Raw genomic sequence first — 19,745 nt, 5'->3', positions numbered from 1 at the left:
GACCGCCGCCCGAACGGACCAGCCGGGTCCGGGTTCGCGCCGGACGAGGGGTGGAAGACGGCTCACCGGAACGGGTTGATGGCCTTCCGCCAATTTCCCCGGCCGTTTCCGCGCCGACCTGGGCGGCCGACCGGAAACCGACTTCGTTACACCCCGAACGGGTAGGGGTGACTCACGCGCAGTCCTCGTTTTTCCACCCCGAACCCGCCGCTGTCACCCTGACGAGGAGCGGCGAACCCCCGGGTTGGCGGATTGGCCGGGGCACCCCCCTCGTGCGGGAATGGTGTCACCGTCCGACATCGCAGTCGCCCGGTTTTTTCCCGGGGAAAGGGAAGGGTTCGCTTTCATGGACGTCCGGTACGAGGCTTTTTGCTTCGCCGATCCGCTGTTCTTCGACGAACCGCGGGAAACCCCGGGCGCGGCCGGCGACCTGGCCGCGGGCCTGCCGGAGCCGGGGCCCGGGTGGACGGCCGAGGCCAGGGGGATCTGGCGCTCGCTGCGCCCCGCCGGGCTCGAACTTCCCGCCCAGGGCTGGAAAATCCACGTCTCCGCAGGTCTGGACAACGCGGCGGGCGTGCTGGCCCGGGTGCATCGGTACTGTGTGGAGCATCGGGTCGCGTACAAGCACCTGCGCTCCCGGACGATCCTGCTGAGCCGCAATTCGAAATACGCGCCGCGCGAGGGAAGCGGCAAGCTGATCACGATTTATCCGGACTCCGGCGAGGCTTTCGCCCGGATACTGCACGACCTTTCCGCCGAGCTGGAAGGCGAGCACGGGGCGTATATTCTGAGCGATCTCCGCTACCGCGAAGGCCCGCTTTACGTCCGGTACGGCGGATTCGCCGAACAGTGGACCGAACACGCCGGGACCCGGGTGCTCGCGATCCGCCGCCCGGACGGCACGCTGGTGCCCGACCGGCGGGAACCGTCCTTTTCCGTGCCGGACTGGGTGCCGATTCCGGCCTGTCTGTCCGAAAGCCTGGCCGCGCGCAAGAACGGGGCCCGTTTCCCGTACCGGGTGACCGGTTCCCTGCACTTTTCCAACGGCGGCGGCGTCTATCTGGCCGAACGGGAGGCCGACCGGAAGACCGTCGTGCTGAAGGAGGCCCGGCCGCACGCCGGGCTGGACCGCAGCGGCTCCGACGCGGTCGCCCGGCTGAACCGCGAACGCGAGGTGCTCGAACGGCTGGCGGACGTCCCGGGCATCCCGCGGGTGTACGAGCAGTTCACCGTGTGGGAGCACCATTACCTGGCGATGGAGCACCTGCCCGGCATCTCGCTGAGCAACTGGCTCGCCCGGCATTACCCGCTCACCAGCGGCTTCCGCGGGGAGGCGGATCTCGCCGCCTACCGCGACCGCGCGCTGGCCGTGCTGGCCCAGGTCGAACGCATCGTCGCGGACATCCACCGGCACGGGATCGTGTTCGGCGACCTGCACGGCAAGAACATCCTGGTGGACGAGCACGACCAGGTCTCGCTGATCGACTTCGAACTCGCCGCCGGCGCCGGGTCCGGCGACCGTCCCGGGCTCGGCGCGCCGGGCTTCCGCGCTCCCGCCGACCGGCACGGTTTCGAGATCGACGAGCACGCGCTCGCCGCGCTGCGGCTCTGGCTTTTCCTTCCGCTGGTGATGCTCCTGGAACTCGCTCCGGGAAAACTGCGCGGGATCGCGGACTTCGCCGAGCAGCGGTTCGCCCTGCCGGACGGATACGCCGACCGCGTGGTGTCCGTGCTCGCCCCGCGCACCGGAGCACCCGCCGCCGCGCACACCGCGCTGGACGAGCCGCGGCCGGACTGGTCGCTGGTGCGCAAGCAGATCGCGGAAGCCATCCTCGCGAGCGCCACGCCGGACCGCGCCGACCGGCTGTTCCCCGGCGACATCGAGCAGTTCCGCTCCGGCGGCGCGGGTTTCGGCGTCGGAGCCGCGGGCGTGCTGCACTCCCTGCACATCGCCGGGGCCGGCCGTTATCCCGAATACGAGCAGTGGCTGCTGGCCTCGGTGCGCCGGCAACCGCCCTCGCGGCCCGGCTTCTTCGACGGCAGTCACGGCATCGCGTACGTCCTGGAGGAATTCGGCTACGCGGAGGAAGCGGACGAACTGCTCGCCGCCTCGCAGCCGCTGGTCGGCCAGACCACCGAGCACGGGCTGGAAGGCGGGCTGGCCGGGATCGGCCTCACTCGCCTGCACTTCGCGACGGCCCGCGGCGACAACGAGTTCGGCCGCCAGGCCCTGGACACCGCCGTACGGCTCGCGGAAGCGCTGGAAACCGCCGCGCCTCCGGGCCGCTTCGCCAGGGCCGGGCTGATGAGCGGCTGGTCCGGCCCGGCCTTGCTGTTCCTGCGGCTGTACGAGCACACCGGCGAGGCGTCCTGGCTGGCCCTCGCCGACCGCGCGCTCGAACGCGATCTGGAGGAATGCGTCCCGGCGTCCGACGGATCGCTGCAGGTCCGCGACGGCACCCTGCGGACGTTGCCGTACGCCGCCATCGGCAGCGCCGGCATCCTGCTGGTCGCCGAGCAGGTCGCCCGGCAGCTCCCGGAGTCGGCGGCGGCCCGGAGCCTGCCCGGGCTGCGGGCGGCGTGCCGCGGGGAGTTCGTGATCCACCCCGGCCTGCTGTACGGCCGGTGCGGGCTCGCCGCCGCGCTGGCCTTCGCCGACCGGCCGGACAGCGAGGCCGTCGACCTGCACCTGGCGCGGCTGTCCTGGCACGGCGTCCCGTACCACGGCGGGCTGGCCTTCCCCGGCAACCAGCTGCTTCGCCTGTCGACCGATGTCAGCACCGGCAGCGCGGGGGTCCTCCGCACGCTCGCCGCACTACTGGACGGCGCGGAACTGCTGCCCTTCCTGGGCTCCGCACCGTCCCCGCACACCTCCGGCCGATGAGCGCCGGCGGACCCCGAGAGAAGGGAACACCCATGGAAAACGTCCTGGAACTGCAGGCGCTGGAGGCCCCGGAAGCCCTCGAAGGCCAGGGACTGGACCACCACGGCCACAGCCACTACAGCGCGTGGTGCGGCGACAGCACGCTCAGCCTGCTTCTCTGCTACTGACCGCGCGGGCGGGGCGGGAACGGCGCAGGCCAAGTGCGCCGTTCCCGCCCTGTTCATTCTGCCCCGGCGGCCCGCGCCGGGGCGAGCGCGCCGCCCGACAACCACGCGAGGAATGCGCCATGGCCGGATCCGCCGATCGCCTGCTGGTTTCGGCCGCGCTGCTGGACCGTCCCCGGCTGGCCGCGGTCGTCGTCCTGTCGCTGATCTCCGCCGGCGCCGGGCTGCTGCTGCCGGGCGCCCTCGCTGCCGCCACCGACGCGGTGCTCAGCGGGCGAAGCAGCACCGGCGCGGTGGTATGGCTGCTCGCCGTGGGCGCCGCGGAGATCGCCGCGGACGCCCTGATGACGATCTTTCCCGCCCGGCTGACCAGCAACGCGAGCGCATGGCTCCGCCGCGGGGTCACCGACCGGCTGCTCGCGCTGGGCACCCGCTCGCCGTTCGCCCCCGGCGACGCGGTCAGCCGGGTGAGCGGAGACTGCGCGGCCGCCGGGGGCGTCGCCGCGGTCGTCGTGCAGCTGGTCGCGACCGGGCTGATGTCCTCCGGCGCGGTGGTCCTGCTCGCTCTTCTGGACTGGCGGCTGGCGCTGGTGTTCCTCGGCAGCCTCCCGTTCGCGCTGCTGCTGGCGCGGTCGCACCTGCGCGGCACTGCTAAAGATGTGCTTACCTACCAACAGGTTTCCGGCGAACTGTCCGCCAGGCTGCTCGACGCGGTCACCGGACTGCGGACGATCGCCGCGTCCGGCACCGCCGACGCCGAAGCCGCCCGGGTGCTGCGTCCGCTGCCGCGGCTGAACCTCGCCGGCCAGGGCATGTGGCGCACCCAGGCGCGGATGGTGTGGCGAGCCGGTCTCTTGCTCCCGACCGTGGAAATCCTCACCCTCGCCGCCGCCGGTTTCGGCGTTCTCGCCGGACGTTTGAGCGCCGGAGACGTCCTCGCCGCCCTCGGCTACGTCGCGCTCGGGCTCGGCCTGGTCACGCAGATCCCCTTGCTCACCACGCTTTCCCGGATCCGCTCGGCCGCCTGCCGCATCACCGAAGTCCTCGACACCGAGCCGCCGCCGCGCGGTGTTCTCGGGCTGGTGCCCGGAAACGGCACCCTGGAACTCCGCGGCGCCACCGTGCCCGGCGCGCTGGCTGAGATCGACCTCACCATCCCCGGCGGTTGTTTTGCCGCTCTGGTGGGCAGTTCCGGTTCGGGAAAGTCCACTGTGGTCTCTCTGCTGGCCGGACTCCGCAGCCCCGACGCCGGACAGGTGCTGCTGGACGGCCGCGACCTCGCCGTGCTGCGCCCGGAGGAACTCCGCGCCGTGGTCGGGTATGCGTCGGCCGAACCCGCGCTGCTCGGCGACACTGTCGCCGACGCTGTCGCTTACGGTTCCTGGGCCAGCGTCCCGGCGGTGGACGAAGCCTGCCGGACCGCGCGCATTCACGACGTCCTCGTGCGGTTGCCGCGAGGTTACGACACTGCGCTCGCCGAAACTCCGTTGTCCGGCGGGGAAAGCGCCCGGGTCGGCCTCGCTCGCACGCTCGCGCGGAACCCTCGGGTGCTCCTGCTCGACGACGCCACCGCCAGCCTGGACACGGTCACCGAACGCGCGGTGACGGCCGGACTGGGCCGCCGGACCCGGGTGGTCGTCACGCACCGGGCCGCGATGGCCGCGCGGGCGGACATGGTGGTGTGGCTCGCGGCGGGACAGGTCCGGGCGGTCGGGCCGCACGCGCGGTTGTGGCAGATGCCGGGTTATCGCGCGGTCTTTACGGAGGAGACGTGACCGGCTCGCTGTGCTCGGGGGAGTTTCTTGCCGGGCGACGGTTCGACGAGGCTGGGCCGCGCGCTCGGGCTGTGGCTGAGTTGATGTACTGGGCTGATGGGGCGGGCATGGGTGTTGTGTGGCGCAGCACAGCACACCCGCACCGCGCACACGACGCAACCACCCCCGTCGGACCACGGCACACCTCCACGCCGCGGCTGGACACGAGGCGAACCCGTCCCTCAGTGCGCACGGAGCGGCCATGAGCGTCGGTCGCCTCTACTGGAACGCCCTCGCCGGGCAATGGCGCGGCGGGCTGGTGCTCCTGGCCTGCTCCGTCCTCGAAGGACTGCCCGCCTTTTTCTCCGGACGGCTCGTCGAACTGGCCGTCAACAGCGGATTCGCCGCGGGCAAACCAGGCGTCGGCCTCGGCTGGCTCGGCGTGTTCGGCCTCGCCGCCCTCGCCGGTGCGTTCGGGTCCCGGCTGGTGTGGCGGCAGCTCGGCAAGGTGGTCGAACCGTTGCGCGACGCGCTGGTGACCGCCGTCGTCCGCGGGGTGCTGCACGATCCCGCGCCGCCGCGCAGCGGGCCGGATGCTCGCGGCGTCGCCCGGATCACCCAGCACGTCGAGGTCGTGCGCGACGCGACCGGCGGGCTTCTGGTGCAGGCCCGCGGCATGCTCGTCACGACGGCGGCGGCGATCGCCGGACTGGTCACCGTCGCGGGGGCGCTGGCGTTGCCGGTCGTAGTGCCGGTGGTGCTCGCGCTGGCCGGATTCGCCGCGCTGCTGCCGTCACTCGCCCGACGACAACGCGCGCTCACGCTGGCCGACGAAGGCACCGCAGCCACCACCGGCTCGATCTTCGCCGGGATGCGGGACGTCGTCGCCTGCGGAGCCGAACCGGTCGCCGCACTGACCGCCGACGACGCGGTGGATCGCCAAGCCGCCGCCGCGGTGCGGGTAGCCAGATCAGCGGCGCTGCGGTCGCTGATCGTGGCGCTCGGCGGGTTCGTCCCGCTGGTGCTCGCGCTCGCCCTCGCGCCATCGATGGTCGCCCGGGGCGAGCTGAGCGCCGGGGCGGCCCTGGGCGCGCTCGTCTACCTCGCCACCACCTTGCAGCCCGCGCTGCGCGGACTCGCCGCCACCGCATCCACGGTCGTCCTCCGCTTGCTCGTCGCCCTGCGCCGCCTCGCCGAAACTACCGCCCGGCCCGAACCCTGCCCAGCGACCGAGAGCCCCGCCGGGCTCGGCCTCGCGGTGCGCGGCCTGACGTTCCGCTGGGGCGCGGCCCCGGAACCGGTGGTCCGCGGCCTGAACCTCGACCTGCGCCCCGGCGAGCACCTGGCCGTGGTCGGCCCGAGCGGCATCGGGAAATCGACCCTCGCCGGGCTGCTCACCGGCCTTTTGGCACCGCAGCACGGCGAAGTCCGGCTGGGCGGCGTGCGAGTCGGCGAACTGGCCGACCGGCCCCGGCACCTGGTTCTCGTCCCGCAGCAGGCCTACGTTTTCGCCGGAACCGTGCGCGAAAACCTGTCCCTGTTCCACCCTGAAGCCTCCGACCGCCGCCTCGTGGCAGCCGCCGAAGCCGTCGGCGCCGCGCCGCTGCTGGCCCGGCTGGGCGGTCTCGACGCCGAACTCGGCCACGGCGCGGAGGGGCTGTCCGCCGGGGAAGCCCAGCTTCTCGGGCTGGCCAGGGCTTATGCCGCACCGGCCGGGGTCGTCGTCCTCGACGAGGCGACGTCCACTTTGGACCCGGCGGCGGAGGTCCGCGCGGAACGCGCTTTCGCCGCCCGGGGAGGGACTCTGGTGGTGATCGCGCACCGGCTGTCGTCCGCGGTCCGGGCGCACCGGGTGCTGCTGATGGACGGGCAGGAGACGCTGCTGGGACGGCACGACGAACTGCTCGCCGCGGCACCGCGGTACGCCGAGATGATGCGGGCTTGGCTGCCGGAGCAGCCGGGGTCGCGGCTGGAGGCCAGCTGAGCCGGAAAACCCGCCGCACGACGGGGACGAGCGAGATGCCCGACCCACCGCTTCCCGCAGCGTTGGTTCGACGCCGCTGCGAGCAACCGGCGACCTCCCAGCCGCGCGGCGGGAACTGCCGCCAGGCCAGCGAAGTTCCGTCGCCGGTGAAACCCCGCTCAGACCTTGCGCGGCACCGAAGCGATGAGGTCCTTGCTTCCGTTGCGGCCGAGGTAGATGTCGACCTTGCTGAACCCGCCGGACGGCCCGGGTTCGGTCCAGCCGAAGTTCCGCTGGTCGTTGGAGACGGTGCGGGTCTGGACGTCGAACAGGGTGCCCGCCTGCCGGAATTCGAAGGTGACCGTGGTGCTGCCCGCCGTGGGGTCGTCGCGGACGAATCCGGAGACGCCGACCGAGCGGTTGTACCAGGTCAGCGTGCCGCCGGTGCGGCCTCCGCTGATTTCGCCGCCGAAGTCCGACGTCGGGTAGCCCGCCGCGTTCGCGGTTCCCGCGCCGGCGAGCGCGGCTGCCGCGGACAGGACGAGACCGATGGCGATGCGTTTCATGACATTCCCCCAGTGATGGCCGATGCTGGGCGGAATCGTACTTCGCCGCGGGATGCGGTGCGGGATTATGCGTGAAGTCGCCGGACCGCTCAGTCCTCCGCGCTCCCCTGCCGGTGCCGCAATCCGTCCAGTACCAGGGTGATCACGCCGTCCGCGTCGGCTCGCCAGCCCGGGCGATCATGGGCCGCGCTGATGCCGTGCAGTGCCATCAGGACAGTGCCCGCACCGACGTCGGCGCGAATCGCGCCGGAAGCGGCCGCGGCGGAGACCAGGTCGGCGACCGCCTCCTCCAGCGCGCGGCTGCCTTCGGCGAGCGCGTCCGCTCTCGTGGCCATGAGAGTGGCGAGCGTACGGGCGAGGCCGTGGTGGGCGTCGAGGTAGTCGATCATTCCGCGGAGGAAGGCGGCCAGCGCGTCGGCGGCGGGCAAGGTGGCCTGTGCCTCGCGGGCGCGGGTGCAGAGGGTGGCGACTTCCTCGTGGTAGACCGCCTCGGCAAGTGCCTCGCGGGTGGGGAAATGGCGGTACAGCGTGCCGGTGCCGACCCCGGCCAGGCCAGCGAAATCGTCGAAGCGCAGGTCGAAGAACTCCCCCGCGGCGAAGAGTTCCCTGGCCTTGGCGAGCAGGGCGTCGCGGTTGCGCCGGGCGTCGGCGCGCAGGGGTTTGGCGTCGGGCATGCGGGACCTCTCGGTTGACAAGTGGAGATTATCTCCATATTTTCGCAAGTGGAGACAATCTCCATTTCTAGGGTAGCCCCTGAGGTGCGGCAGTGAAAATCCTGATGTTCGGCCGCGGCGTGATCGCCGCGATGTACGGCTGGGCCCTCGACAGGGCCGGGCACGAGGTCGAGTTCTACGTCCGGCCCGGCCGGGCGGCGGAGTACGGGGCCTCGATCGCTCTCGATTTCCGCGACCTGCGGGGGCGGCGGGTCGTCGAGAACTGGCCGGTGCGTTATCGCGAGGAACTCGAGCCGGGGCACGGGTTCGACCTGATTGTGCTGAGCGTGCAGCATTATCGGCTCGCGGAGGCGGCGGCTTTTCTGGCACCGCGCGTCGACGATGCCACGGTGCTGGTTTTCGGCAACGTGTGGTCCGAACCGTCGAGCGCGATCGGCGATCTTCCGATCGAGCAGGTCGCCTGGGGCTTCCCCCAAGGCGGCGGCGGGTTCGGCGAGGACGGCGTGCTCCGCGGGATGCTGACGCCGTTCGCGGTGTTCGGGACTCTCGGCGAGCGTCGCGAAACACCGACCGCACGCGAGCGGGCCGTCCGGCAGGTGTTTCGCGAGGCCGGGTTCCGGCTTCGCGAGCGACCGGACTTCCGCGGCTGGCTGTGGGTCCATTTCGCGGCGGACGCGGGTCTGCACTCCCAAGGCGTGCGGGTGGGCTCGCTGAGTTCGCTGGCCGGGTCGCGGGCCGATCTGCGCGAGGCGTTCCTGGCCGACCGCGAGCTTCTGCCGCTTCTCGAAGCCCGCGGCGTCGACTTGCGGCGGCATCGGATCGGAGTGCTGCCGTTCCGTGCGCCGGCCTGGCTGACCGCTCCGGTGTTCGCCTGGCTGCTCGCCCATTTCGCACCGGCGCGCGCGAGCTTCGAGGCGCACTCCGACCCGGATGCCCGGGAACCGCGCGAGGTCTGCCGGGACGTGCTGGCGGAGGCGCGCCGGCTGGGCGTCCCGGTGCCGCGGCTGGAAGCGGCGGAACCGTACTTCGCCCGGGAAGCGGCGGACTGAGGCCGCGGCGTTCCCGCCAGGCAGCCGATCGGGCCTGGCGGAAACCAGGTGCGGGTTCAGACCACTCCGGCCGCGATCAACTGTTCCCAGATCACCCCCTGGTCCACGACCTCGACGCCGAATTTCTCCGCCTTCGTCAGTTTGCTCGCGCCGACGTCGGCGCCGGTGATGAGCAGGTCGGTGCTCGCCGAAACCGACGACGCGGTGGTCGCGCCCGCGGTCTCGCACAGGCGCTGGAAGGTGGGACGCGGCACTTTCTCCCCGGACCGCGGGTCGCTGATCGCGCCGGTGACCACCACGGTCTTGCCCTCCAGCGGCGCGCCCGCGACGACCGCCGGCGGGAGGTCCTCCTCCAGCACGTCCAGCGACACCCCGCGCTCCCGCAGGCGTTCGAGTTCCGGGCGCAGCCGGGTCAGGTGTTCCACCAGCGAGGCCGCGACCTTCGGCCCGATGTCCTCCACCGCCACGAGCCCGTCGACGCCCGCGTCGAGAACCTCTTCCAGCGAACCGAATCCCGCCCGGCACAGCCGCGCGGCGGTGCCCTCCGACGCCATCGGGATCGCGAGCCCGATCAGCGCCCGGCGCAGCCCGACCCGGCGGCTGGCGTCGATCGACTCGATCATCCGCGTCGCCGAGACCTCGCCGATGCGGTCGAATTCCAGGAGGCGTTCCTTGGTCAGCCGGTAGAAGTCCGACGGGTGTTCCAGGTCCCCGGACTCGGCCAGCCGTTCGATCCACACGCCGCCGATCGCGTCGATGTCCGCGGCCGCCCGCGAAGCCCAGTGGATCAACCGCCGCACGGTCTGCGCGGGACAGGAAACGTTGGTGCAGAACAGTTCCCGGCTGTTGCCCTGTTCGGTGAGCGGCTGCTCGCACGACGGGCACGCCGAGGGCGGCACGATCTCCCGCTCCGCGCCGGTCCGTTTCGACTCGTCGAGCACCCCGGCGACGAACGGGATCACGTCGCCTGCCCGGCGCACCAGCACGGTGTCGCCGATCTTGATGCCGCGGGCGCGGATGACCTCCTGGTTGGCCAGTGTCGCGCGGGTGACCGTGGTCCCGCCCACGAACACCGGCTCCAGCCACGCGACCGGGGCGATCTTGCCGGTCTTGCCGACGTCCCAGACCACATCGGACAGTACGGTCGTCTTCTCCTCCGCGGCGAACTTGTACGCCAGCGCCCCGCGCGGCGAACTCGAACGGGTGCCCGCCGCGGCGTAGGCGGCACGGTCGGCGAGCCGCAGCACGGCGCCGTCGATGTCGTAGTCCAGGTCGTTGCGCTGCTGTTCGATCGTGGTGATCACCGCCTGCGCGGAGGCCGCGTCGTCGCAGCGGCGCATGTCCGCCGCGGTGAACCCGAGCGACAGCAGACCGCTGCCCAGATCGGTTTCCGCGCTGCCGGGCTCGGTGTCCAGGTCGAAGGCGAAGAACCGCAGCCTGCGCTCGGCGACCGCGGCCGGGTCCTTCGCGCGCAGGGTGCCCGCCGCGGCGTTGCGGGGGTTGATCAGCGGTTTGTCCGGGTGCGCGGTGTTGTAAGCGGCGAACGTGGAGCGCAGCATCACCGCCTCGCCCCGCACTTCGACCCGGCCGGGGGCGCTGACCTGGTGCGGGATGCCGTCCGCCAGCGCCCGGACCAGCATCGTCACGTCGTCGCCGGTGGTCCCGTCGCCGCGAGTGACCGCTCGCGCCAGGCGGCCGTCCTCGTACACCAGCGCCAGCGACAGGCCGTCGAGCTTCGGCATCACCACCACCGGCTGGCCGGGGAACCGGTCGAAGAACGCCTCGACCTGCTCCGGCCGCGTCGCCTTCTCCAGCGACAGCATCGGCCGCGAATGCCGGATCGGCGCGTGCAGCACCGCCGGACCGCCCACCTGGTCCAGCGGATTCGGGTCCGGGGCCAGCTCCGGGCTCGCCTCGATCAACCCGCGCAGCTCGTCCTCGATCGCGTCGTACTCCGCGTCCGCCACCATCGGCGAACCCCGGTAGTAGGCGTCGCGCAGCACGACGACCTGATCAGCGAGCTCCTGAATGCGTTCCCGAACGTCCACGGACCGGAACGGTACCTGGAGCCACCGACAAAACCGTGCTGCGACGCAAACCGGGCGGGCACGGCAGCCGTCCGCTCGACTCGGAACAGCTCGGCTGACGCGGCGAGGAAAGACAAGACTGTTCTTTCCCCGGATCTCCGCGCACCCTCGATGCCATCGATCACCCGACAGCGGGGAGTTCCGGGGTGCCGGCCGAAAACCGTGTTCAGCACGAGCTTGTCCTTGAGCAGAAGTATGTGAGCAGCCTCTACCGCAGGCTCGACGCGTTGCGCGAGCAGGCGGCGAGCGGCGCCGAAAGCCCGGACCCGGAGGCGGCGGCCCGCTGGCGGGCGGAATCGGCCCGGCTGGAAGCCGTCGAGGACGGGCTTTGCTTCGGGCGGCTCGAAATGCGCGACGGGAGCCGGACGTACCTCGGCCGGTTGGGGTTGTTCGAGGACGGGGCCGACGAGCCGTTGCTGCTCGATTGGCGGGCGCCGGCGGCGCGGCCGTTCTACACCGCGACCATGGCGGAGCCGCACGGAGTGAAAAGGCGGCGGCGCATCACGACTCGGGGACGGACGGTGACCGCGCTCGACGACGAGCTGCTCGACCCTGACGCCGCCGACACCGGTGCCCTGGTCGGAGAAGCCGCGTTGATGGCGGCGCTCACGGCGGACCGGACCGGGCGGATGGGCGACATCGTCACGACGCTGCAGGCCGAGCAGGACCGGATCGTCCGCGACGGGTTCGCGGGCGTGCTGGTGGTGCAGGGCGGTCCGGGGACCGGAAAGACCGCGGTGGCGCTGCATCGGCTGGCGTATCTGATGTACACGCGGCCGCAGTTGCGCACGCGGGGGGTGCTCGTGATCGGTCCCAGCGACGTTTTTCTCGAGTACATCGGGCAGGTGCTGCCGGGGCTGGGCGAGCAGGCGGTGGCGACCGCGACGATTGCCGGGTTGCGGCCGGACGTCGAGGTCAGCGAGGCGGATCCGGTGGAAGTCGCGGAGAGGAAGGGGCGGGTGGAGGCGACGGAGCGGATCGCGGCGGCGGTGTGGGACCGGGTGGGCGCGTCGTGCGACGCGGTCGAGGTGGGGTTCGAGCAGCAGACGGTGCGGTTGGCGCCGAGCGCGTGGCGGGGTGCGGTGGAGTGGGCCGCCAGCAAGGGGTTGCCGTATCAGCAGGCCCGGTTGGCATTTCAGCAGCGCATGGTGGAACTTCTCGCGCAGCAGTTGGCCGAGCAGATGGAGAACGTGGTGTTCACCGAGAGCGGCGAGGCCATCGACGGCGGCAGTGCGGACGGGCGGCTGAGTGCGGCGGATCTGCGGGCGCTGGCGGCGGCGGGAGTGGTGCTCGGGCCGGAGCAGGACGACGGGCCCCGGCGATTGCTGGACGAGGCCGACATCGCTGACCTGCGCAAGGCGCTGCTGGCCGACGCGGGGGTCGGCCAGGTACTGGATGAACTGTGGCCCGCGCTGACTCCGGAGGAAGTGGTGGCCGAGGTCTTCGGCGAGCCGGACGGGGGCTGGAGCGCGGCGGACGTTCCGCTGCTGGACGAGGCTTCCGCGGTGCTCGGCGAACCCGCGCCGGTCTTCGGGCACGTGGTGGTCGACGAGGCACAGGAACTGTCCGCGATGGCGTGGCGGATGGTGCTGCGGCGCTGTCCGGCCAAGTCGATGACTGTCGTCGGCGATCTCGCGCAGACCAGCGATCCCGCCGGTGCGACGTCGTGGGAGCAGGTGCTGCGGCCGCACGTGGCGGATCGGTGGCGGCTGGCGGAGCTGACCGTCAATTACCGGACTCCGGCGGAGATCATGGCGGCCGCGAGCGAGGTGTTCGCTGCGCAGCACCCGGGCCTCCGGCCGCCGAAGTCGGTGCGGACGGCTGGCGAAACGCCGTGGCGTCAGCAGACCACGCTTGCTGAGATGGCACAGGTCGTCGGTGGTATTGCTGACGAGCACGGTGAGGGACAGCTGGCGATCATCACTCCCCCGTGCCATCTCGCCTCGATGCGGAAGAGCCGCGGCGCGGTCACGGATCCGGTGGTGGTGCTGACCCCCGCGGAGGCCAAGGGGCTGGAGTTCGACGCGGTGCTGATCGTCGATCCGGCCGTGATTCTCGACGCTCCTTTGGGGCGCAACGATCTCTACGTCGCGATGACGCGCGCGACCCGGCGGCTGGGGATCGTCCATCTTGGACCGGCGCCGGCCGGGCTGGCGCGGCTTCGGGAACGCGGGTGACCGGGGTCAGGAAGCGGCGTCCGGGTCGAGTTCCTCCAGCGTGCGGGCCAGCCGTTTGACCATTGTCCGTCCTTCTTGGACTTTCAGCCGGGGGAATTCGAACCCGAGGACGCCCTCGCCGGTCACGCCGACGCGGCACCGCAGTGCCTGCGCCATGCCGGGAACCAGCTCGGGATCCGCCACCCAGGCGAGCTGGCCGAGCTGCCACGAATGCAGCAGCTTCCCCGGTGCGGCGCTGATGACGCCGCCGACGGAGAACACCGCCAGCCGGTGCGAGGTGAGCGAGAGGATGACCCGGCCGGGAATGGGGATCGGCACTTCCGGTGCTTCGGCCCGGCCGCGCCGCGCCGCGAGCGCCATGCCCGCCGCGCCCGCGACTCCGGCAATGCCCGCCGCGCCGGCGACCATGGTGTTCCGCACTCCGCCGATCCGGAAGGCGAGCATGGTGTACAGCACGCGCTCGCCAGGGACGAGATCTCCGGCGAGTTTGCTCTGGGCCTTCTCTTGCAGCGCCACGGTCCTGGCCTTCCTCGGTTCGGCAGTGCGATGCCAGGAGGCTAAGCAGGCCGGACACGGCCGGACACGGGATTTTCGCCGACAGGACGGCGCGGCTCACCGGTCGAGCCATTCCAGCAGGATCTCCGCCTGCGCGGACGGATCGCCGTCGTCCGGGCGCAGCACGACGTCCGGGCTGCGGGGCAGCTCGTACGGATCGTCCACGCCGGTGAAGCCGGCGATCTCGCCCCGCCGGGCCTTCGCGTACAGGCCCTTCGGGTCGCGGGCCGCGCAGGTCTCCAGCGGGGTGTCGACAAAGACCTCGGCGAAGCGCAGCCCGGCCTCCTCGTGGCTGCGCCGGACCGCGTCCCGGTCCGCGCGGTACGGGCTGATCAGCGTCACCACGGCCACGATGCCCGCGTCGGCGAATAGTTTGGCGATTTCACCGGTCCGGCGGACGTTCTCCCGGCGGTCTTCGGCGGAAAAGCCCAGTCCGGCGTTGACGCCGTGGCGCAGGTTGTCCCCGTCCAGCAGGTACGCGGGGCGGCCGGAGGCGACCAGCCGGCGTTCCACTTCCGCGCCCACAGTGGACTTGCCCGAGGCCGACAAGCCGGTCAGCCACACGGTCATGCCCGCGGTGGCGCGCCGGTCGCGGGTGATGGCCGGTTCGTGCCAGACGACGGCGGGCGCGGTTTCCGCGGGCCCGACGATCATCCCGGCGGCGACCGTCTTCTTGCTGGCCTCGTCGACCAGCACGAAGCTGCCGGTGTCCCGGTTGCGGCGGTACGGGTCGAAGTGCAGCGGCCGTTGCGTGCGCAGGCGGACGCGGCCGATTTCGTTCAGGGCCAGCGAATCGGCGGACTGGTCGCGGTGCAGGGTGTTGATGTCCAGGCGATAGTCCAGCCGGTTGACGGTAGCGGCGACCTCGCGCGTCGTGTGGTGGACGGTGTAGCGGGCGCCGGCCGAGAGGGAACCGTGTTCGGTCAGCCAGCAGACCATGGCGTCGAGTTCGGCGGCGACGTGCGGGCGGTTGTTCGGGCGGCAGATCAGGTCGCCGCGGACGATGTCGAGTTCGTCGGACAGTTCGACAGTCACGGCTTGGCCGGCGAAGGCTTCCTCGATCGCCGAGCCGCCGGGGCCGCGGACGGCGGCGATCGTCGTGCTGAATCCGGACGGCAGGACGGTGACCTCGTCGCCGGGTTTGAAGACTCCGCCCGCGATGGTGCCCGCGTAGCCGCGGAAGCCTTGGCCGCCGGCGAAACCGTGGGCGCGGATGACGTACTGCACCGGCAGCCGGGCGTCGATCAGATTGCGGTCCGACGCGACGTGCACCTCTTCGAGCCGGTGCAGCAGCGCGGGTCCTTCGTACCACGGCATTTCCGCGCTGCGGTTGACGATGTTGTCGCCGTGCAGCGCGGAAACCGGGACGAAAACGAGGTCGTGCACGTCCAGTTTCGCGGCGAAGCGGCGGAATTCCTCCGCGATCTCGACGAACCGCTCCCGCGCGTAGCCGACCAGGTCCATTTTGTTCACGCAGACGACCAGGTGCGGCACGCCGAGCAGGCTGGCGAGGAAAGCGTGCCGCCGGGACTGTTCGAGCACGCCCTTTTCCGCGTCCACGAGGACGAGAGCGACATCGGCGGTCGACGCTCCGGTGACCATGTTGCGGGTGTACTGGATGTGGCCCGGGGTGTCGGCGATGATGAATTTCCGGCGCGGAGTGGCGAAATAACGGTAGGCGACGTCGATCGTGATGCCTTGTTCGCGTTCGGCGCGCAGTCCGTCGGTGAGCAAGGCGAGGTCGGTCTGGGCGTCGCCGCGTTGCGCGCTGGTTCGCTCGACGGCGGCGAGCTGGTCCTCGAAAATCGCCTTGGAGTCATACAACAGCCGTCCGATCAGCGTCGACTTTCCGTCGTCGACGCTTCCCGCGGTGGCCAGCCGGACGAGGTGGCTCATCAGAAGTACCCCTCCTTCTTTCGGTCCTCCATGCCGGTCTCGGAGATCCGGTCGTCCGCGCGGGTGGCGCCGCGTTCGGTCACGCGGGTGGCGGCGACCTCGGCGACGACCTCCGCCGGGGTGGCGGCGGTGGATTCGACGCAGCCGGTGCAGGTGGCGTCGCCGACGGTGCGGAAGCGGACGGTCGCGGTGAACGGCTCCTCGTCGCCGGGGAGGCGGTGCAGGAAGCGGGTGTGGGCCAGCAGCATGCCGTCGCGGCGGACGACCGGGCGGCGGTGCGCGTAATAAAGCGGCGGCAGGCCGATGTTCTCGGCCTCGATGTAGGTCCAGATGTCCAGTTCGGTCCAGTTGGACAGCGGGAACACCCGGATGTGCTCGCCCTTGCGGTGGCGGCCGTTGTACAGCCGCCAGAGTTCCGGCTGCTGGTTCCGCGGGTCCCATTGGCCGAATTCGTCCCGGAAGCTGAACACCCGTTCCTTGGCGCGGGCCTTTTCCTCGTCGCGCCGCGCTCCCCCGAAAACCGCGTCGAAGCCTTGTTCGCCGATCGTCCGCAGCAGGGTCGCGGTCTGGAGCCGGTTCCGGCCCGCGCGCAGGTCTTCCGCGACCCGGCCGCGGTCGATGTCGTCCTGCACGCGGCCGACGACGAGCCGCGCGCCGAGCCGGGTGACGACCTCGTCCCGGTATTCGATCACCTCGTCGAAGTTGTGGCCGGTGTCGATGTGCACGAGCGGGAACGGGACCGGCGCGGGCCAGAACGCCTTGCGCGCCAGGTGCAGCATCACCACGGAGTCCTTGCCGCCGGAGAACAGCAGCGCGGGCCGGGCGAAGGTGGCCGCGACCTCGCGGAAGATGTGCACGGCCTCGGCTTCCAGGGCTTCTGGGTGGGTCAGTTCGTACGACGTCTGCGGTGCGGTCATCTGCGGCTCTCCGCGGTTTCGGTGGTCCGGCCGGTCTCGGCCAGCCGGTCGAGCAGGGTGCGCACGGGAAGGTCGAGGTCGCCCGAGACGAGCGACAGCGCGGTCAGCCATTGCCGCAGCACGGCGTCCGCCTCGCCGGGGGTGAAGCAGTCGGTGGCGTAGTCGGCTCGGACCTGCCAGCTCTTGCCGTCCGCGACCGCGTAGTGCAGCCAGTCGAATTTCGCCGCCGCGCCCGCGACGTACACCCGCTCGCAGCGCAGGCCCGGGAGCGTCAGCTGGCTCGGTGCTTCGTCCAGCACCAGGCAGATCCGGCCCAAATGCTTGCCCGACAGCACACCTCGCTCCCGGGTGACGCCTCCGCCGAGCAGGGCGTACGGCACGTTTCGGTGCCGCAGGACGGCCAAGGAGGTGCGTTTCGCCCCAGCACAAACCTCACCTGCCGTGGCTGTCGAAGGCACCTGATATCTCACCGGCAGCAGGTCGGTCAGGCAGCCGATGACGTCGTCGAGGTCCGGATCGCCTCGGCGGGACATCGGAGTGCCGATGACGATGTCGCCGTCGTTCTCTGCGGCGGCGGTGAGCGCCAGGCAGGCGCTCATCAGCACGTTCGCGGTGGTGCGCAGGGAACGGGCGGCGGCCCGGACGGCGTCGCCCAGCTCGGCGGAGACGGTGGCGCGGACGCAAGCGCACTCGGTGCTTCGCCGGTCGGGCAGCGGACGCGGGTACGGCGGCAGCTGGGACATCGGCTGCGCGCCGTTGAGATATGAGGACCAGAAAGTGAGATCTTCGTCGGCGATCCCGGCCGCTCGCTGACGGACGGCGTGCTCGCCAAGGGTCAGTGCCGGGGCATCGCCGGCCCGCCCCGTATACAGGGCGGACAACTCGCGGTCGATCAGCACCAGCGAGGCGTCGTCCACGACCACGTGGTGGATCTGCAGCAGCAGGACGTATTCGTCCGGGGCACAGTCGTACAACGTCACTCGCGCCGGTGCCTCGGCGAGGTCGAGAGGTCGTTGCCCAGCGCGGCGCAGCACGTCGTGCAGGTCGCCGCCCGGCCACGGCAGGCGTTCGAAAGGCAGTGTGCCGACCGGATCGATGAGCTGGACCGGGCCGGTTTCGTCGAGGGTGAACCGGGTGCGGAACGCGGCGTTCCGGTCCGCCAGCGCCTGAAACGCGCGCTCCAGGGCTGGGACGTCCAGCGGGCCGGAGATGCGCTGCGCCCAGGTTTCGAGAAACGGCGAGGGCCGGCCCGCGAACTGGTCGGCGATCCAGATCGCTTCCTGTTCGAAGGTCTGCGGGAAGACGTCCGTCATCGGTGCTCCAGCGCTGACAGGTCGACTTTGCCGTTCTCCCGGCGAGGAAGTTCTTCGACCGCTTCGAATCTTGCCGGGATCGCGTAGGCGGGAAGGAGCGAGGCGAATTCCTTGCGCGCCTCTTGCGGGGACAACCGGGCTCCGTCGGACAGCGTGTAGACCAGCGCGATGTGCGCGACCCGGCCGTCCGCGTCGGTCCGGGCGACCGCGGCGCAGGTGCGGATCTGCGGGACCGCGGCCGCGGCGGCTTCGATGTCGCCGAGTTCGATGCGGTTGCCGTTGAGCTTGATCTGCCGGTCCCGCCGCCCGCGATAGTGCAGGATTCCCTGGTCGTCCACCACTCCGACGTCGCCGGTGCGGTACTCCCCCGGTCGCGGGAACCGTTCGCGCGACAGCCGTTCGTCGCCGAGGTATCCCAGTGCCACGCCCGAACCGAGCGCGACGATCTCGCCTGGTTCGCCGGTCGGGGCGAGCGAACCGTCCTCGCGCAGGATGACCACCTCGGTGCCCGGAACCGGAATCCCGGCCGGAATCCCGCCGGGCACGCCGACATCGGACGGTCTCATCCGGTGCACGGTCGTCAGCATGCCGTTCTCCGCCGGGCCGAAACCGTTCCACAGCGAGATTTCCGGGAAGCGCTCGAGGAAGATCCCGACGTGCCGGGGCGATTGCTTCTCGCCGCCGACATAGAGCGTCCCGACGCCTTTGAACGCAGCGAGATCCTCGTCGACGATCAGGTTGAACAGCGAGGTCGTGAGCCAGACCGTGTCCACGCCCTCCGCGGCGACCAGCTCGCGCAACCGGCTCGGCAGAAGGTAGCTTTCCTCGACCACGACTGACATACCACCGGTCGTCAGCTGGCCCCACAGCTCAAACGCGTACATATCCCAGGACCCCGGCGCGACCTGCGGCGTGCCGTGCCCTGGTCCGAAGCCCGGCAAGCCGCCCGGGCCGAACATCCTGGTCACCGCCCGATGCGGCACCAGGACGCCTTTAGGGACGCCCGTGCTGCCGGAAGTGAAGAACACCATGGCGATGTCTTCCGGCCCGGACGAAACCGGTGTGGCTTGGGCCCCCAAGGCGATCTCGGCCAGCGGCACCGGCTCAAGCGGGCAGGTGACGCCCAACCCGGTGCCCGGACGGCCGACGACGACCGGATCGTCCACTTGGGACAGAATCGACGCGACCCGGTTCTCCGGCCAGCGCGGGTCGACCACGGCATAGGCGGCGCCCGCCATCAGCACGCCGAGCTGGACCGCGACCAGCTGCGCGCCGCGCGGCAGCACCAGCGGAACGACGTCGCCCGGCCGCACTCCCTCCTCCGCCAGCCGGTGCGCCACGGCTTTCCCCGCCGCGACCAGCGTCCGGTAGCTCACCCGTTCGCATCCGTGGACCAGCGCGACCGCGTCGCCGTCCTGCCGGGCGACCGCGCCGTGGACGCTCACGGCGCGCCCTGCCGGATCTGCTCGACGAAATCGGCCAGCTCGTCGTGTTCGAGCAGCACGGTGGGGTCGAGCCGGCAGCCGATCCCGCCCGCGATGCGGGCGCAGATCCGGATCGCCGCGAGCGATCCGCCGCCGAGGTCGTAAAAACTGTCGCGCCTGCCGACCAGGTCGACGTCCAGCACCGCCGCCATGATCGCGGCGACGCGCTCCTCCAGTTCGTCGGCGGGGCGTTCGTACTCCGCCGGCGACAGGGCTACACGGCTTTCGGGCACGGGAACTCCTCTTCGCAGCACTTTCCGGG

General features: G+C 71.3%; 15 protein-coding genes. 6 read left to right on the top strand and 9 right to left on the bottom strand.

The window, feature by feature from the left end; translation table 11 throughout:
- Positions 1-346 precede the first annotated feature (346 nt).
- From lanKC to ACWGIC_RS16340, 4 genes are all read left to right on the top strand, one after another.
- The gene (gene lanKC, locus ACWGIC_RS16355) at positions 347-2,884 is read left to right on the top strand and encodes a class III lanthionine synthetase LanKC (RefSeq protein WP_452076751.1); all 2,538 of its coding nucleotides are present in this window, start codon (positions 347-349) and stop codon (positions 2,882-2,884) included.
- A 32-nt stretch (positions 2,885-2,916) separates the two neighbouring features.
- Entirely contained in the window at positions 2,917-3,051 is a 135-nt protein-coding gene (locus tag ACWGIC_RS16350; RefSeq protein ID WP_182894993.1) for a class III lanthipeptide, read from the top strand.
- A gap of 119 nt (positions 3,052-3,170) precedes the next feature.
- Positions 3,171-4,823 (top strand): ABC transporter ATP-binding protein, encoded by a 1,653-nt coding sequence (locus ACWGIC_RS16345; protein WP_452076750.1) that lies wholly within the window; start codon positions 3,171-3,173, stop codon positions 4,821-4,823.
- 241 nt (positions 4,824-5,064) lie between these two features.
- The gene (locus ACWGIC_RS16340; RefSeq protein WP_452076749.1) at positions 5,065-6,786 is read left to right on the top strand and encodes an ATP-binding cassette domain-containing protein; all 1,722 of its coding nucleotides are present in this window, start codon (positions 5,065-5,067) and stop codon (positions 6,784-6,786) included.
- A 158-nt stretch (positions 6,787-6,944) separates the two neighbouring features.
- On the opposite strand, the gene ACWGIC_RS16335 is transcribed toward ACWGIC_RS16340, so the two are convergent.
- Positions 6,945-7,331: a hypothetical protein gene (locus tag ACWGIC_RS16335; RefSeq protein ID WP_452076748.1), complete on the bottom strand. Its 387-nt coding sequence runs from the start codon at positions 7,329-7,331 to the stop codon at positions 6,945-6,947.
- A gap of 89 nt (positions 7,332-7,420) precedes the next feature.
- On the bottom strand, positions 7,421-8,005 hold the full coding sequence (locus ACWGIC_RS16330) for a TetR/AcrR family transcriptional regulator (RefSeq protein ID WP_452076747.1): 585 nt from the start codon (positions 8,003-8,005) through the stop codon (positions 7,421-7,423).
- A 92-nt stretch (positions 8,006-8,097) separates the two neighbouring features.
- Between ACWGIC_RS16330 and ACWGIC_RS16325 the strand changes: the two genes are divergently transcribed.
- The gene (locus tag ACWGIC_RS16325) at positions 8,098-9,054 is read left to right on the top strand and encodes a ketopantoate reductase family protein (RefSeq protein WP_452076746.1); all 957 of its coding nucleotides are present in this window, start codon (positions 8,098-8,100) and stop codon (positions 9,052-9,054) included.
- 56 nt (positions 9,055-9,110) lie between these two features.
- On the opposite strand, the gene ligA is transcribed toward ACWGIC_RS16325, so the two are convergent.
- Positions 9,111-11,102 (bottom strand): NAD-dependent DNA ligase LigA, encoded by a 1,992-nt coding sequence (gene ligA, locus ACWGIC_RS16320; RefSeq protein ID WP_452076745.1) that lies wholly within the window; start codon positions 11,100-11,102, stop codon positions 9,111-9,113.
- Positions 11,103-11,338: 236 nt separating this feature from the next.
- Here ligA and ACWGIC_RS16315 point away from each other — a divergent pair, with 236 nt between their 5' ends.
- Complete coding sequence (locus ACWGIC_RS16315; protein ID WP_452076744.1) at positions 11,339-13,318, top strand: HelD family protein; 1,980 nt, start codon at positions 11,339-11,341, stop codon at positions 13,316-13,318.
- A gap of 6 nt (positions 13,319-13,324) precedes the next feature.
- On the opposite strand, the gene ACWGIC_RS16310 is transcribed toward ACWGIC_RS16315, so the two are convergent.
- The 6 genes from ACWGIC_RS16310 to ACWGIC_RS16285 form a co-directional block, all read right to left on the bottom strand.
- A complete protein-coding gene (locus ACWGIC_RS16310) occupies positions 13,325-13,834 on the bottom strand; it encodes a hypothetical protein (protein ID WP_452076743.1) in 510 nt (169 codons plus the stop codon).
- Between the two features lie 96 nt (positions 13,835-13,930).
- Positions 13,931-15,769 (bottom strand): adenylyl-sulfate kinase, encoded by a 1,839-nt coding sequence (gene cysC, locus ACWGIC_RS16305; protein WP_452076742.1) that lies wholly within the window; start codon positions 15,767-15,769, stop codon positions 13,931-13,933.
- A complete protein-coding gene (gene cysD / locus ACWGIC_RS16300; protein WP_452076741.1) occupies positions 15,769-16,686 on the bottom strand; it encodes a sulfate adenylyltransferase subunit CysD in 918 nt (305 codons plus the stop codon). Before cysD ends, cysC begins: the two co-directional genes overlap by 1 nt.
- Positions 16,683-17,999 carry a condensation domain-containing protein gene (locus ACWGIC_RS16295; protein ID WP_452076740.1) on the bottom strand — a complete coding sequence of 439 codons (1,317 nt, stop codon included), beginning with the start codon at positions 17,997-17,999 and terminating at the stop codon, positions 16,683-16,685. The genes cysD and ACWGIC_RS16295 overlap by 4 nt, the downstream gene beginning before the upstream one ends.
- Positions 17,996-19,444: an AMP-binding protein gene (locus ACWGIC_RS16290; RefSeq protein ID WP_452076739.1), complete on the bottom strand. Its 1,449-nt coding sequence runs from the start codon at positions 19,442-19,444 to the stop codon at positions 17,996-17,998. Before ACWGIC_RS16290 ends, ACWGIC_RS16295 begins: the two co-directional genes overlap by 4 nt.
- The gene (locus ACWGIC_RS16285) at positions 19,441-19,716 is read right to left on the bottom strand and encodes a phosphopantetheine-binding protein (RefSeq protein WP_452076738.1); all 276 of its coding nucleotides are present in this window, start codon (positions 19,714-19,716) and stop codon (positions 19,441-19,443) included. Before ACWGIC_RS16285 ends, ACWGIC_RS16290 begins: the two co-directional genes overlap by 4 nt.
- Between the last annotated feature and the right edge of the window lie 29 nt (positions 19,717-19,745).

It is taken from the genome of Amycolatopsis sp. NPDC054798 (genome assembly GCF_053611505.1).
The sequence above is the reverse complement of the archived record's forward strand: the minus strand, read 5'-3'. Positions and strand labels throughout refer to the sequence as shown.

What these genes read in the sequence shown, in the direction of transcription:
- ACWGIC_RS16345 (WP_452076750.1), top strand. Translation starts at nt 3,171, where the DNA reads ATGGCCGGATCCGCCGATCGCCTGCTGGTTTCGGCCGCGCTGCTGGAC.
- lanKC (WP_452076751.1), top strand. Translation starts at nt 347, where the DNA reads ATGGACGTCCGGTACGAGGCTTTTTGCTTCGCCGATCCGCTGTTCTTC.
- cysD (WP_452076741.1), bottom strand. Translation starts at nt 16,686, where the DNA reads ATGACCGCACCGCAGACGTCGTACGAACTGACCCACCCAGAAGCCCTG.
- ACWGIC_RS16350 (WP_182894993.1), top strand. Translation starts at nt 2,917, where the DNA reads ATGGAAAACGTCCTGGAACTGCAGGCGCTGGAGGCCCCGGAAGCCCTC.
- ACWGIC_RS16330 (WP_452076747.1), bottom strand. Translation starts at nt 8,005, where the DNA reads ATGCCCGACGCCAAACCCCTGCGCGCCGACGCCCGGCGCAACCGCGAC.
- ACWGIC_RS16335 (WP_452076748.1), bottom strand. Translation starts at nt 7,331, where the DNA reads ATGAAACGCATCGCCATCGGTCTCGTCCTGTCCGCGGCAGCCGCGCTC.
- ACWGIC_RS16295 (WP_452076740.1), bottom strand. Translation starts at nt 17,999, where the DNA reads ATGACGGACGTCTTCCCGCAGACCTTCGAACAGGAAGCGATCTGGATC.
- ACWGIC_RS16340 (WP_452076749.1), top strand. Translation starts at nt 5,065, where the DNA reads ATGAGCGTCGGTCGCCTCTACTGGAACGCCCTCGCCGGGCAATGGCGC.
- cysC (WP_452076742.1), bottom strand. Translation starts at nt 15,769, where the DNA reads ATGAGCCACCTCGTCCGGCTGGCCACCGCGGGAAGCGTCGACGACGGA.